Source organism: Acinetobacter sp. UNC436CL71CviS28 (assembly GCF_000620525.1).
In the GTDB taxonomy this organism is placed as follows: Bacteria; Pseudomonadota; Gammaproteobacteria; order Pseudomonadales; family Moraxellaceae; genus Acinetobacter; species Acinetobacter radioresistens.
This window is the reverse complement of sequence record NZ_JIBB01000052.1, coordinates 1-13,728: the sequence shown is the minus strand read 5'-3', so window position 1 is coordinate 13,728 and position 13,728 is coordinate 1. Positions and strand designations below refer to the sequence as shown.

Below are 13,728 nucleotides of genomic sequence, written 5' to 3'. Positions count from 1 at the left end.
GAGACCATAAACAACGGATCGCTTCAACAATAAATTTCCAGAGGATTGAATCGATTTTGAGTTTTCTGTGACCACGTCTACGTCTAGCGAAGGTGTTATCAGAAGCATATCGAGCTTGATAAACGTCATTGATGCTATTTCTTTTAAGCTCACGATAGATCGTACTAGGATGTCTTTTAATGAGTTCAGCAAATTTTCTGGCTGAAAAGCCTTCTTTTCTTGACTCAAGCATTAATGCAGTACGATCTTCAAAGTTAAGATGATGGTATGACAATTTTATATACTCCATAAACCCTTTAAATTAATTAGGTGGTTTATGTCGCACTTCAAGTTTTACTCTGCCCAATAAAAATATCAATTCACCTGACTTACACTTTTAATGTGAAAAGATGCATAAGCTTACTTGAACATTAACTCTTTCACTTACAAGCTAATTCTGAACTTTCTATTTAAATTAATACTAGCGTTTTCTCAGGATAAATTTATGAAAATTCTTATGGTTTTGACATCTCATAGTGCTTTAGGTAATACAGGTAAAAAAACTGGTTTCTGGTTAGAAGAATTTGCAGCTCCTTATTATGTCTTTAAAGATGCTGGAGCAGACATCACGCTTGCTTCACCAGCAGGCGGTCAACCTCCTTTGGACCCAAAAAGTGATGAGCCAGATGCACAAACTGAAGCCACTCAGCGTTTTAAAGCAGATCAGGAAGCACAACAGGCTCTGGCAAATACACATATTCTGGCGGAAGTACAACCTGAACAGTTTGATGCAGTCTTTTATCCAGGTGGTCATGGCCCACTCTGGGACCTGAGCAATGATCAGAATTCCTTAAATATTCTGCAGTATTTTGATCAGGCACAAAAACCAATGGCGTTAGTCTGTCATGCTCCAGCTGTGCTTAAAAATTTGACTTCAAATGGTCAAAGCTTTGTAAAAGGTAAAAAAGTGACGGGATTTTCAAATAGTGAAGAAGATGCTGTAGGCTTAACTGAGGTCGTACCCTTCCTTATAGAAGATGAGTTTAAAGCTCAGGGTGCGTTATATGAAAAAGGTCCAGACTGGCAATCTTTTGTGCTGGTTGAGGGGCAACTCATTACTGGACAAAATCCGGGTAGTTCTGAAGAAGCTGCTGTAAAATTACTAGAGTTGTTAAAACTAGAAAAAGCTTAAAACAACTTAGGCTATTTAGATATCAAAATAATTCTAGCTGTTCAAGTATCAGTTAGAATTTATATAATTTAGTATCGAAATCAAAAAAGTTGTCATAGCTATTTTCTTAGATTAGCTTTATTAATAAGCAGGCTAAGCTTGAAAGAAACTGAGCAATTCTATATATAAATAATATTATTATTCAAATTCACTTAAAACTTTTTCTGCAAACCACCGTGGGACTTCCAGTAATTCTGGGTTAACACGAAGTTTTTCCGCATTTTCTACTTCTGCAATAAATGCAGCTTTTTGTCCATTTGAAGAATTATCAAAAATATAGGTGCGGTCTGAAGCTTCTATAGCCTGCATCAGCAGATCCATACTCCGGTAGTAACGCTCACGGATTTTAATTTCAGGCACTGGATGCCCACCTTGGCTTACGCGATATTCAACTCTGGCAATATTAATATCAGGGTCAATTGTTGAGACATAATAAAGATAAGTGCGAAAACCCTGTTTTTGAGCTTCACGCAAGAACTCGATCTTACTGATATGTGACATGACTGTTTCAAAAGTAAAGCTTACTTTGAGTTCGATAAACTTTAAACGTATGAAGTCAATAATACGGGCAGCCAGGTAAGAGTCCACCTCATCTGGCTGGAAGATAATATTTTCATCTGGCTCTAGAATTGGAGAGGTACTAAGTAAGGGCCCGTTTTTACGCTTCTTGGTCTGTAAAAACTCAATAAGCTCTACTGCTTTTAAAGCTTGATGATAGCTCTTGAGATTACATCGACAGGTTTCTTTAAGCTCTTTTTCCAGCTCATCTGCATTTAAATAAGCCCCAATATAATGGGGCAATAAATATTCTTTAATCGTACTTTTACCGGAACCATTTGGACCGGCAAACATTCTGATTCTAGGTTGAGGCATATTTAAATAGCCGTTTCCTGTTTTTTACGACGTTTCATTACCTGACGCTGCTGCGGCTGTATAGACTGATATGCATGTCCAGTATCTTTTAGAAAGACTTTTTCACCATCTGGCAAGTGTTTAACCAGTTTATGCTGCTCTGTATAAACGACTTCAGAAGAAGCACATGCCTGTTCAAATGCATTTCGAAATGCCTGTATTGCAAGTTTAGGAATCATTGCTTCCTCATGCATGGACATATTCATCATTGTAAGTGCTGACATTGATTCACCTCTGCGCCAATCTGTACGCATTTAGTTCATCTTATCACAAAGCTGAATTTTGTCTATTTTTACAGCTCACCATTTTAAATCTTATCTATTTATAGATGAATCAGCTGCCGGTTATCCTCAATAATATTTAACCATGCTCGAGTGGCAGCTGACATACTGACAGTAGAGTCCCAAGCCATGCTTAAAGTCCAGTTTAAAGAGGGCTCTTGTAAAATAGATATATTAAATTTAGCAGGATCAAGCTTATTACAATAAAGCTCAGGTAATAACGCGACACCCATACCTGACTCGACCATCTTCGCAATAAAATCCCACTGGCTACTTTTACAGATTACATGAGGTACGAAACCTGCCTGATGTGCAGCTTCAGTAATCATATTATTTAAACTAAAACTGTCATCGTAAAAAAGGAAATCTTCGGTTTTAAGCTCTGCAAGCCTGACTGTAGTCCTGCCCTTCCATATCGAGTTGCTCACGGAGAGTAAGCATAAGGAAGAATTAACCACCGGGATTGAATTAAATACCGGTTTCAATTCACCTAACAATATACCGACATCAACTGTTTTAGCTAAAATTGCCTGTTCTATACCATTTGCACCTACTTCTAGAAAATTCAGCTCAATTTCTGGATATTTTTGATGAAACAATGCAATAAGTGAGCTGAACAATACAGACCCTAAAGGCGGCAAGCCAAGAGTCAGCTTACCTTTCTGTAAAGATTGGATCTGCTGAATAGTATCAGTTATTTTTTTCTGTTCATCCAGAATAATTAAAGCATGCTGATAAATCTGCTCTCCAAGATACGTTAGTCTGATGTCACGTTTGCGGCCGGCTTTACCCTTCTTGAATAGCTCGCAGCCTAATTCGCTTTCAAGTTGGCCACTCGCTTTACTTACCGCAGGCTGAGTAAGAAAAAGCCGTTCAGCTGCCTGACTAAACCCTTGAGAACGCACAATTTCAACAAAAATTTTTAAAGCTTTAAACTCCATAAATAAATTATTCCAAATAGATATAATCATTTTTATATTATTCATAATTTAATATAAAAATTATATTTAAAATAGCGTAGAGCTTTTATTTTTATTTAAATTATGGACACCATCATGCGGTTACGGCTTTTCTATTCCTTAAAACTACTCATCCAGATTGGACTGTTATTTGTATTTTGGGGTATAGGATACTTACTGCAAAAGGTATTAAATTTACCGATCTCTGCAGCGGTGCTCGGGCTGATAATTACTCTGCTGGCTCTAGCAAGTGGAGTATTTAAACTTGAATGGATTAAAAAAGGTTCGGATTTTATTTTAAATGAACTGGTCCTGTTCTTTATTCCCTGTGTTATTGGTGTGATGAATTATAAGACACTCTTGCTTAATCAGGGGTGGCAGTTAATTGTAAGTGTCCTATTAGGTACTATTTGCGTTATGATAGTTACCGCCTATAGTATTTACCTAGGCTTTAAATTTGAACATTATTTAAAAGCTAAAAGACAGGTGCCAACTGATCATGCTGGAGAAAAAGCATGAGTACTACAGTTCTGGCTTATTTACTATTATTGCTGACCTTAGTCAGTTATTACTTTGCTAAAAGACTGTATCAGCAGTTTCCTTATTTACTATTATCTCCAGCTTTTTTTGTACCAATCGTACTGGTCACTGGAATGGTTTATTTTCATATTCCTTATACAACCTATATGCAGGAGAGTCGCTGGCTGGTATGGATGCTAGGCCCGGCCACTGTTGCTTTTGCCATACCGATTTATGAATACCGTAACATTATACGCGAACATTTATTTTCAATCAGTTTAGGGGTATTTGCGGGAATGTTAGCTGGTATTTTAAGTGCTTTCTATCTGGCAAGATTATTCAAGTTTGATGATGCTACCACTTATAGTTTAATGTCACGTTCTATTTCTACTCCGTTTGCCATAGAACTTACTGAACACGTAGGCGGTTCAGTAGAACTGGTCATTTTATTTACCATGATGACAGGCGTTGCGGGAATGCTGTGTGGTGATCTAGTTTTGATCGCATTAAAACTCAAGTCCCATTTTGCACATGGCGCGGCTTTAGGCAATGCTGCACATGGTTTTGGTACTACCAAGGCTTATATGCGTCACCGTGAAGAAGGTGTAGTAGCCAGTCTGACTATGGTTTTAGCTGGCGTATTTATGGTGCTTGCCGGACCCTTTCTAATTCGGCTTATTTTGCGCTTAACAGGTTAAACCAAAGCTGGCAGATAAAATACAGACAATGCACATGTTAATAAAATTGTGGTTTCACTTATTTCGATAGCTGCTCCTACAGTATCTCCAGTAATACCCCCGATGCGCTGAATAAATTTAAATCTTAAATAAAGCAGAGTGACGATTCCGCTTGCAAGTCCAATTGATCCGGCAAGACTTAAATAACACGAAAGAAAAGTAGTGATAATCAATATACTAAAAGCTATAGTGCGAGGTAAATATTCAGTTATAGCTGAACCCAAACCGGACTTACGTACATATGGAGTCGTCAAGAACAGAAACAATGGCGCTAAACGGCCCAAGAGTGGGATTAAAATAATCAAATCATATTGATGCATTTCAATCAGCAAATATAAAGCAGCTAGCTTTAATAAACTGATTAATATCAGGCTTAACACGCCAATTGGACCACAATTTGGGTCTTTCATAATGTTTAAAGTTCGTTCTGGGTCACCAAAACCGCCAACCCAGGCATCAGCAGTATCTGCGAGTCCATCCAGATGTAAACCACCTGTGAGCCAAATCCATATAACTAGAATAAAAGTAGCTAGCACTAAACTGGGTAAGGCCTGTAAAACCAAAGTCAAGGCAAAAAGCAGGCCACCGATCATCAACCCAACCAGTGGATAAAACAGTAAGGATTCCGCATTCTGCTTTAGACTGGGCATCTGTTTTAATTTAATTGGAAAGACCGTCAAAAACTGTAAAGCAATCATTAAGCGAATCATTTTTCAGATGCTTCCAGTGCATATGATTGGGGATTATGCGGGTTTAAGTACAAAGTATGGAGCTGGCCTAATTCAGCCGGTATTTTTAAAAGATGATCTGGTGACTGATCTAAAGCCAGACATTTCATCAATTTAATTACGCCTCCATGACAAATAACCAGTACCTGTCGCCAGTTATTTTCTAACATTTGCTGATGAATAAGCTGGAAAGCCCGTTGAATACGATATTGAAATTCATGTAATGGCTCAGCTTCAGGCGGTGTATAAAATGAAGGTTTCTCCCAGAAACTGGCTAAGAGTTCAGGTTCACGTTGATAAATCTCTTCAGTACTGCATCCCTCCCATTGTCCAAAATTCATTTCTTTAAGGTCAGAATTGAGAATTAAGGGTAATTTCAGCTGTTGTGAGAGCTGTCTGGCAAAGTGTGAACAACGTATAAGTGTAGAGCTATAAATAGCCTGCCACTGAACCGGTTGTTGTAATTTTTCTAGAACTGCAAGCTGCATCTGCTGCCAACCTTCAGGTGTAAGTGCATCGTCAGTATAGCCACGTAAAGTATGTCCCAACTCAGTCTGACCATGGCGCAAAAGGTCTAGCTGTAACATCTAAACTTTTTCACCAATTACTGCTGCTTCGGCAAAAGTCGCCATTTGATTATGTAAAGCGCAAGCTAATTTAATTATACCTAAGGCAGCACCAGCGCCGCTGGCTTCCCCCAACCGCAAGTTCAATTTTAAAAGTGGCTGGGCTTGAAGTTCAGCAAGTATACGCTGGTGGCCATACTCAGCGGACTGATGTCCAAATAGCATCCAATGCCACACTGCTGAATTCAAACGTACAGCACATAATGCAGATACTGAGCTGATAAAACCATCAACTATTATAGGTAAGCCAAGTTGTGCACAGCGTATATAAGCTCCTGTCATCGCTGCGAGCTCTAAACCACCTACAGCACTAAGAATTTTAAAAGCATCTGATCCTGCATAACTTTTATGTAGCTCAATAGCCTGATCAATAACCTGCTTTTTATGAGATAACTGCTCTTGCCGAATACCCGTCCCTACACCTGTTAATTTCTCTGCAGGTTCATTCAATAATAGACATGCTACAGCTGAAGCAGAACAAGTATTTCCAATCCCCATTTCCCCGGCAACAAAGAGTGAAGCTTGCTCTGCCACAGCCTCCTCTACACTTTTTGCACCAAGTTCCATTGCCTGTTTACACTGCTCTTCGGTCATGGCAGTTTGTGTGGCAAAGTTAGCAGTTCCTGGCGCAATACAGTGACGTTCAACGCCAGGATAATGATAAGGTTCCCCAACTGAACCGCAGTCAATTACTTTCAACTTGGCATTGTATTCTTTGGCAATAACGCTGATACACGCCCCACCTGTCATAAAATTTTGCAGCATTTGGCGGGTAACAGCTTGAGGATAAGCAGAAATATTCTCTTCCATCACTCCATGATCACCAGCAAAAATTGTAATCCATGGGTAGTTAATCTCTGGACGTTCATTACCCTGCAGGGCAGCTAAACGGACAGCAACCTGCTCCAGTTCTCCAAGAGAACCGGACGGTTTAGTCAGTTGCGACTGTCGTAGTTCAGCCAGTATTTTTATTTCTGTATCTGGCTGCTTACAAGGTTCTAACCACCAGTTCATTATTTTTCCTCTTTGAGTATTATGGGGAATCCAGCTACACAAAACACTACTTTTTGTGCGATTTGTCCAATCTGCTGGTGCAAACGTCCAGATTCATCTATAAATTTACGGCTGATGTTCCCCATCGGCACCACACCAAGACCTGTTTCATTACTCACCAAAATAATCTCGGACTTCAGATTTGGTAAAATAGTTAACAGCTTTTGACACTGACTCATCTGCAGTTCTGAAGCATCCTGTAACAACAGATTACTCATCCACAGGGTCAGGCAGTCAATCAGAATAAGTTGATTTTGAGCATCAATTTCTTGTAATTTTTCTGAAAGATATAAAGGCTCTTCAATTACTTGCCATTCTCGTGGCCGTGATTCCTGATGGTGCAAGATTCTCTCTTGCATTTCTTCATCAAGTGGCTGTGCAGTAGCAATATAAATAACATTTAGCCCGCTCTCTAGAGCTATTTTTTCTGCCAGCCTGCTTTTACCTGAACGGGCGCCTCCTAAAATGAGCTGTAACATATATGACCTAACTTAAAAGTAGTATGAGGATATAAAGGGCCTTGCAGAACTTTTGCCTGATAAGTTCCAAATATTAATTTAGATATATTTAAATTAAACCGATCTACTTTAAACTTCCTAATTCGATCCCATACTTGTTTTGCCGGAAAGGCATCACGATATAAACCTAATGTAATATGTGGATAATATTCTAAAGAAGCAATTTCTGGACAATTTAAATTTAAAGTTTGTCTTAACTGGCTAAGCCATTTTCCAGAATCTTCTATATCAATAAATAAAGCTGTTTCAAAACTATTTAATAGACCTGTTTTTAAACTGAATACAGGAGGTGAAAGTCTTTGTAGCTGTTGTAATTGTTGTCGAAATTGCACTGCACTAAAATCATCATCATAAAGTGCTACTGAATCATTCATTTTAAAGCCGCATATAAACAGTGTAATATGAAACTGGCGTTGGTTAGGCTCAAGCAGCAAATCCCGAAAAGATTCACGAATATTTTTTAAATTGGCTACTACTTCTGGATCAGTAATCTCGATATACCAGAGTCCGTATTCCTGGCGGCCATGATGCCATTCGGGATAGTTCCGTGTAATGGTAGGAACCGTATATAAATCAGGCTTCAAAAACACGTTAGTTACACATCTATTACAACCCTGCTATTAAAGCATTTAATCATCAATTTTGCTTGGGTGAAATTTATGAAATAAGCTTTTCTCACTCACTATTTCAACAGCTTTTAAATATAAAATAAAAAAGTCACTATAATGTTCAAGTTAGCTCAGGCTGTGCATGTGAATCTTAATTCAAAAAGATTCCTCCATTCTGTCTGCTATTATTTGATCAACTCATGTCTATAAAAAGGAATAAGATGACAACACCGTATATTATTATTGGCTGTCCCACGACTAGTGGCGGTCGGGTAATTTCTTGGAACAGTATATTCCTGATTGATGGCTTTGCTATCGCATGTGCTGGTGATAAAGCAACTTACCCCAAACATAAAACAGTTACTACGATTATATTTGGTGATCCACACATGCAAATCTTTGGTAAAGCTGCCGCACGAGTCAATGATTCTTTATTATGTGATTGAAATTATTAACTACACAAGATTTAGTTGTTCAGGAAAATGGCAGTGGATCCGTATCTTCTGCTGCTAAGTCAGCAACAGCTACAAGGTCACAGCAGCAATCAAGCCCAGATAGCTTTGTTAACGATGAATCTGAGAACTACTGCATTGAAGATTCAAAGACTGAAATTGTTGAGTTCAAGAATTTGTTACCTCCATACAATCAAGACAAGTCAAATCTATTCGGCGTTGTTGTGCAAGCACTTTCTGATGCTTGTTCTTTTGAGGTATCGCATAAAATTGAAAAAAGGCAACTCTAAACGAAAAACAGTTAGCCGAAAAGCCAAACAATCTTGCAAGACTTACATTTAGATGTCAGCTACTTACTTTGCAAAATAAAAGCAGCGACGTGATTAGTAAGTGTTACGACACAGCGGCTGAAGCTACAAAAGTTGAATTAGATAAGCCTGAGAACAAGAGGGATCCGTACTATAGACGAGCTGAATTTTCATACTTTCTCGTAAAATATAAAAGTGGGTATCCAGAATGCAAAGAGAAAATGCAAAAACTGATTGCTGATACTCAAGACCAAGAATTAAAGTCACAGTTGCAAATTGTACATGACAACGAAGTTGTTCAGTAAAAAAGAGCTCTGATTTCTCAAGGCTTTTTAATTTTTAGTTGATGAGAGCAAGTTCAGCTTCATGAGAGTACATACCTACTGAAATCGGCTTTTAACTCTCAAGCTGTTTGAGATTCACCTTTTTTACTTTAACCATAATAAAATCTATGAATCCGGCGGGCTATAATTCAACATTAAAACTTCATCCTCAATGGCATCGATCAAGGGTCTCCCTGTTATTTTAATCAAGATACTGTGTTCGTTCAAATGAAAGTCAAAACGCCAGTATTTGGTAGATTTAAAGTGAAAAATTTTCAAATTTGATTTCTAAAATATTCAGAATCCGCTCAGTTTTTCTTGGTATTCAAGATATTTTTCAGTTACCTTAGGTAAAGACTTTGCACTTGATACCCTTTTTAATGGCTTCTTTTTAGTTAGAATTTTTTACTGGTCTATATTCATAACTCTCACCTATTAAAAAAACCCTTCGGAGGAAGTGATCTTCTAAATATAGTTTTTCTGATAGTTTCGAATTTTCTTTAAACTTGTCTACTTATTATCGGTGCAATAAAATTCAGTTAAACTTATGATTTTATTAATATGGAAGAGTTAGTAATATTTATTATTGTATTAGGTTTATCCTTCTACTTTAGAAACCATCCTTCCGATGGTATTGGTCACTATATTTTATATATTCTGATCGCAACTATACTCACAATTATTTATCGTGCTTTAAGATATGCAAGTTAACTTGTTAGATTTTTTAATATTTTATTTATTAAAGAAGCCGCCTTATAGTAGTCCTTCGTTAAAAAACCAATCACTCGAAATATTTTTCAACTCGCACTCTTACTGCTGGATCCACATCAGCGTCCAGATAAAAACACTGCCTATATTTTTCAATAAGGTAATGAATAACTTTTTGCTTATCCGGTACTCTATGTTTTAACATTATTTGTGCAGCAATAGTAATCAGATTATTCGACTGCCTCATTAGCGTTAATAATATTTCACCTTTAAAGCCCATTATATCCCGGGTAAAGGATTGTTTTCCTGTATGAACAAAAGAGTTAAGCTGCTTAAGATGATACTTTTTAAAATTACTAATCTGATAATTAGATGCAATAAATAATAACCAATAAGCTCTCACTACCGCTTCATACTGCGCCCTTAAAAGCGCCCTCGCCTAGATAGGCTACCCCATCGACAAAAGGCGATTCACACCGACTCCATGCTCGAAAGAGATATAAATACACTGCTCAACAAGTTCTAAGCGCGGCCCACAATTCAATACATCGCTTTTTATAATTTCATGTTGCAGCTCAGCGATCATTTCTAGAGAAGTTCAAAAAGTTCTTCAGATTTCATTTATCAATAGATAGTTTTTTAAAGATTAGTAATAATAATGATATAGCAGAAAAAAATTATCAGTGCACTATATTTACTCATTTCCCCCCCCTAAAGGAGGCTTTTAGCTATTCTTACAATTACAGGCCGTGTTATATTTTCTAAAAAATAGAGTTTAAAATGCCTAGTTTAATTTCAATTATTTTTATAATTATTGCATATATTATTTATCGTTATTGCCTCAATAATCCAACCAATGGAATTGTTGAGTACTGTGCATATCTTTTTCTAATTATACTTTTCGCAATTAGTACACGTTCGACTGATTTTCTTTTTAAGGTATTACACTCCCATTGATTCAAAAAGTACTAAGCACTCTCACATTTTATAAAAAAACCGCACTAACTTTAGTCAATGCGGATTTTGATTCTTACCAACTTAAATAGCGCTATTCAACTTTTTTCCAGAAAGTGACATATAGCTTGAACTCAGATTTTATTAATAATGCACTAATGAAAAATGCAGCCCCAACAATTAGAAACATTACATCAATATTCAATAACCCCACCAATTCAAGGATAATTCCAAAAATGCACAGTGCATAAAAAATAACTACGCCTAATTTTTCTTTCATTTGCTTCACCAGGAGAAAATTTGCTTTCTGCAAATTTGAAGTAGCATATTTACATCAAAAACCCTACAAATGGAATAGACCAATAAGTCTATCCGATATGTAAAGCGACTGTCCCTTATAGCCCTAAAAAGCTTATCGGACTTATAGAAGTAGAAGCTGCGGCTGGTCTGGAGGCCAAAGAAGCTGTTATGGCCAAAAATGAACTGATTGCTCATATAAACGTATGTATCTTAAAAATCAGGATGATGCAGCACGTAAGCAGCTATTTGAGGATAGCAAGGGGATTGAACTAATATCAACTCCGCCCCCTGGCTGTCTTTGGCTGCAAGATGGATCACATCTTTACCAATGTGGGTCTGTTTGAAATTGAAGCATTGCTGACTAATACAAAATTTAAGGAGACCATATGGAGAAATCAAGTCTAAAATAAAGGAGGCCTCATGATGCGAACTGAATCTAAAAATAGTTGGCTTCAAGCCATCTTTAATGAGATGCAAGAATTTAAAAAAGAAATCAAGCATCAAAGTGAAAGACGTATTGGTCGTGCAGAGTTCTCCAAATTATTAAATCTAGGGTCCGAAATACTAAATACACGAATTAGAGCAAGAAGATATAAAAAACCTTATAAAGATGGAAGGAAAAGGTTCTGGTTCTACTCTTATGTTCAGTTTGTGATTCTTGATGTAGAATCAAATCATAAAGTCGCTTAATGCGGCTTTTATCTTTTTTATATGATCTGCATAAGTGAGTAACAATGTGAGTTAGACTTCAATATATCTTCAAATTAATAAGCTGAAATAAAGTGATTATTCATCAATAATATCAGCAAATTTAGCACCCAAAACCTGCGCTAGGTCATTAGGTTTAATCCCTATATCCAGCCCTCTTTTCCCACCACTTACATACATACATTCAAGTTCTGTAGCACTAATAGAGATAACTGTTTTTAATCTTTTTTTCTGACCAACGGGACTAATCCCACCTACTAAATAACCAGTTAGGCGTTCGGCATCTTTAGGGTCTGCCATATGTAGTTTTTTAGCTCCTACTACTGTAGCTATTTTCTTTAAGCTTAATTGATGGGCTACTGGTAAAACTGCGACATAATAATTTTTATCATCGGTGACTAATAATGTTTTAAATACTTCTTTAACTTTCAAGCCCAGTTTTTGTGCTGCTTCTAATCCAAAATTTTTAGTATGAGGATCATGCTCATATTCATGAATACTAAAATCAATTTTATTTACTTTTAATAGTCTACATGCAGGCGTCATTTTTTATTACCTTTAAATCAGTATATTTTATATTTTTATATTTAAAAATCCAGATTAGCTTAGGCTATTTTTAATATCTAATAATATATGAAAAATGTAGTAAAAAGTATAGGGTGCTTGACTGCCCTTATACTGCATCTTAATATGTTTTTCTATAAGTTTTTCTATAGTCGGTTATACATTTTGATTTTGATCAATTCTTCAAATGCACAATCTTTTAATAAAAAAAAATTTCTTATAAAAAACTTAATTATAATTACGAGCATTGTAATTATTAGTGGCTGTTCCTCCTTGGGAGGAGGCTCAGTTGCTAAACGTTCAGCCAAGTTAGCTATGGGCATACAAAAAGCTTATACGGTTGAAGCTGAAACAGCCAATCGGTTATCGCCTATTATTGTAGAAAGTGCAGATAAGTATGCAATCGATCCTTTACTTTTAGCAGCTATGATCCGTCAAGAGTCAAGCTATCGTAATTATACAATCTCACCAGCTGGTGCAATTGGTTTGACACAGGTTATTCCAAGATACTGGCAACAAAGTTGCCCTGGTGATCTTTTTGAAGAATATAATAATATCAATTGCGGTAGCTATGTTCTAGCAAACTACAATCAGGCAGCGGGAAGCTGGAAAAAGGCACTTGCTTATTATAACGTAGGCCCAACAGGTTATAACTCCAGTTGGAAAATGCGCCGTCAAGGAAAAAAGTATGCGAAACAAGTAAAGCAACATCAGAAAAATCTGAAGCAGGCTTTATAAGAGAAGCTTAATCTATATTTAAGTAATCACTTAAACAGTTTTGATAATAATTATATATTTGAAAAGTATAGATGCTTTTTAGGGGATTAAGAAAATTGATAAAGCGAATATTAGCTGCATACTCTTATTTATATAAATTATGTTATTCTGAATAATCGTGTTATTGCTTATCTATAGAAAAAATATCAACTTCGATAATACAAAAATTTAAATTCTTTTTAAGCCTTATTAAGGCTCTTGCATTTCATCATATATACAAATCAACATCTAGCAGCATCGCGATGGCTAACTTCCCCTCTATTCCAGAATCAAAGCATAAAAAAAGCCCCCTCATGTGAGGGGGCTTTTTGGAATAATGAGCTGGCGATGACTTACTCTCACATGGGTAACCCCACACTACCATCAGCGCTAAGAGGTTTCACTTCTGAGTTCGGGAAGGGATCAGGTGGTTCACTCTTGCTATGGTCGCCAGCACAACTGTTGATGGACTTGTTCGGGTCTGATTTAACTGCGGTGCAGTAT

The 13,728-nt window shown here is 36.8% G+C and carries 18 protein-coding genes, 1 rRNA gene and 1 pseudogene; 7 read left to right on the top strand and 13 right to left on the bottom strand.

All coding sequences use genetic code 11. The features are described 5' to 3' along the window. Positions 1–232, bottom strand: a 232-nt coding sequence (locus N518_RS16915; RefSeq protein ID WP_155519718.1) for a helix-turn-helix domain-containing protein, incomplete at its 3' end; no start/stop codon positions are given. Positions 233–484: 252 nt separating this feature from the next. Between N518_RS16915 and N518_RS0114120 the strand changes: the two genes are divergently transcribed. Further along, entirely contained in the window at positions 485–1,171 is a 687-nt protein-coding gene (locus N518_RS0114120; RefSeq protein WP_005026012.1) for a type 1 glutamine amidotransferase domain-containing protein, read from the top strand. A 177-nt stretch (positions 1,172–1,348) separates the two neighbouring features. On the opposite strand, the gene N518_RS0114115 is transcribed toward N518_RS0114120, so the two are convergent. The 3 genes from N518_RS0114115 to N518_RS0114105 form a co-directional block, all read right to left on the bottom strand. After that, positions 1,349–2,083 carry a zeta toxin family protein gene (locus N518_RS0114115; protein WP_005026014.1) on the bottom strand — a complete coding sequence of 245 codons (735 nt, stop codon included), beginning with the start codon at positions 2,081–2,083 and terminating at the stop codon, positions 1,349–1,351. Positions 2,084–2,085: 2 nt separating this feature from the next. After that, a complete protein-coding gene (locus tag N518_RS0114110; RefSeq protein WP_005026016.1) occupies positions 2,086–2,346 on the bottom strand; it encodes a hypothetical protein in 261 nt (86 codons plus the stop codon). 98 nt (positions 2,347–2,444) lie between these two features. After that, positions 2,445–3,344, bottom strand: a complete 900-nt coding sequence (locus N518_RS0114105) for a LysR substrate-binding domain-containing protein (RefSeq protein ID WP_005026018.1) — start codon at positions 3,342–3,344, stop codon at positions 2,445–2,447. Positions 3,345–3,458: 114 nt separating this feature from the next. On the opposite strand from N518_RS0114105, the gene N518_RS0114100 reads away from it, so the two are divergent. Beyond that, positions 3,459–3,881: a CidA/LrgA family protein gene (locus N518_RS0114100; RefSeq protein ID WP_005026021.1), complete on the top strand. Its 423-nt coding sequence runs from the start codon at positions 3,459–3,461 to the stop codon at positions 3,879–3,881. Then, positions 3,878–4,579: an LrgB family protein gene (locus N518_RS0114095; protein WP_005026024.1), complete on the top strand. Its 702-nt coding sequence runs from the start codon at positions 3,878–3,880 to the stop codon at positions 4,577–4,579. Before N518_RS0114100 ends, N518_RS0114095 begins: the two co-directional genes overlap by 4 nt. On the opposite strand, the gene N518_RS0114090 is transcribed toward N518_RS0114095, so the two are convergent. From N518_RS0114090 to N518_RS0114070, 5 genes are read right to left on the bottom strand one after another with little or no spacing between them, the layout of a single operon-like run. Beyond that, the gene (locus N518_RS0114090) at positions 4,576–5,328 is read right to left on the bottom strand and encodes an adenosylcobinamide-GDP ribazoletransferase (RefSeq protein WP_005026027.1); all 753 of its coding nucleotides are present in this window, start codon (positions 5,326–5,328) and stop codon (positions 4,576–4,578) included. The genes N518_RS0114095 and N518_RS0114090 overlap by 4 nt on opposite strands. Beyond that, positions 5,325–5,933, bottom strand: coding sequence for a histidine phosphatase family protein (locus N518_RS0114085; protein ID WP_005026030.1), 609 nt, complete (start codon positions 5,931–5,933; stop codon positions 5,325–5,327). The genes N518_RS0114090 and N518_RS0114085 overlap by 4 nt, the downstream gene beginning before the upstream one ends. Further along, positions 5,934–6,986 (bottom strand): nicotinate-nucleotide--dimethylbenzimidazole phosphoribosyltransferase, encoded by a 1,053-nt coding sequence (gene cobT, locus N518_RS0114080; RefSeq protein ID WP_005026032.1) that lies wholly within the window; start codon positions 6,984–6,986, stop codon positions 5,934–5,936. Next, positions 6,986–7,504, bottom strand: coding sequence for a bifunctional adenosylcobinamide kinase/adenosylcobinamide-phosphate guanylyltransferase (gene cobU / locus N518_RS0114075; protein WP_005026034.1), 519 nt, complete (start codon positions 7,502–7,504; stop codon positions 6,986–6,988). Before cobU ends, cobT begins: the two co-directional genes overlap by 1 nt. Continuing rightward, complete coding sequence (locus tag N518_RS0114070; RefSeq protein WP_005026036.1) at positions 7,486–8,133, bottom strand: 2'-5' RNA ligase family protein; 648 nt, start codon at positions 8,131–8,133, stop codon at positions 7,486–7,488. The genes cobU and N518_RS0114070 overlap by 19 nt, the downstream gene beginning before the upstream one ends. 239 nt (positions 8,134–8,372) lie before the next feature. Here N518_RS0114070 and N518_RS17550 point away from each other — a divergent pair, with 239 nt between their 5' ends. Both N518_RS17550 and N518_RS17545 read left to right on the top strand, forming a co-directional pair. Beyond that, positions 8,373–8,597 (top strand): PAAR domain-containing protein, encoded by a 225-nt coding sequence (locus N518_RS17550; protein WP_005026038.1) that lies wholly within the window; start codon positions 8,373–8,375, stop codon positions 8,595–8,597. After that, the gene (locus N518_RS17545) at positions 8,594–8,893 is read left to right on the top strand and encodes a hypothetical protein (protein ID WP_010700372.1); all 300 of its coding nucleotides are present in this window, start codon (positions 8,594–8,596) and stop codon (positions 8,891–8,893) included. The genes N518_RS17550 and N518_RS17545 overlap by 4 nt, the downstream gene beginning before the upstream one ends. 1,122 nt (positions 8,894–10,015) lie before the next feature. Here N518_RS17545 and N518_RS0114060 read toward each other — a convergent pair. Both N518_RS0114060 and N518_RS0114055 read right to left on the bottom strand, forming a co-directional pair. After that, positions 10,016–10,369: pseudogene (locus tag N518_RS0114060) on the bottom strand (DUF6988 family protein); the annotation flags it as partial. A gap of 621 nt (positions 10,370–10,990) precedes the next feature. Further along, positions 10,991–11,176 (bottom strand): hypothetical protein, encoded by a 186-nt coding sequence (locus N518_RS0114055; protein ID WP_005026043.1) that lies wholly within the window; start codon positions 11,174–11,176, stop codon positions 10,991–10,993. A 440-nt stretch (positions 11,177–11,616) separates the two neighbouring features. Between N518_RS0114055 and N518_RS0114050 the strand changes: the two genes are divergently transcribed. Beyond that, positions 11,617–11,886 carry a hypothetical protein gene (locus tag N518_RS0114050; RefSeq protein WP_005026044.1) on the top strand — a complete coding sequence of 90 codons (270 nt, stop codon included), beginning with the start codon at positions 11,617–11,619 and terminating at the stop codon, positions 11,884–11,886. Between the two features lie 96 nt (positions 11,887–11,982). Here N518_RS0114050 and ybaK read toward each other — a convergent pair whose 3' ends face one another. Next, a complete protein-coding gene (gene ybaK / locus N518_RS0114045; RefSeq protein ID WP_005026046.1) occupies positions 11,983–12,450 on the bottom strand; it encodes a Cys-tRNA(Pro) deacylase in 468 nt (155 codons plus the stop codon). A gap of 144 nt (positions 12,451–12,594) precedes the next feature. On the opposite strand from ybaK, the gene N518_RS0114040 reads away from it, so the two are divergent. Then, positions 12,595–13,206 (top strand): lytic transglycosylase domain-containing protein, encoded by a 612-nt coding sequence (locus tag N518_RS0114040; protein ID WP_372410799.1) that lies wholly within the window; start codon positions 12,595–12,597, stop codon positions 13,204–13,206. 358 nt (positions 13,207–13,564) lie between these two features. Here the strand turns inward: N518_RS0114040 and rrf are convergent. Further along, positions 13,565–13,679: ribosomal RNA gene (rrf, locus tag N518_RS0114035) — 5S ribosomal RNA — on the bottom strand. Between the last annotated feature and the right edge of the window lie 49 nt (positions 13,680–13,728).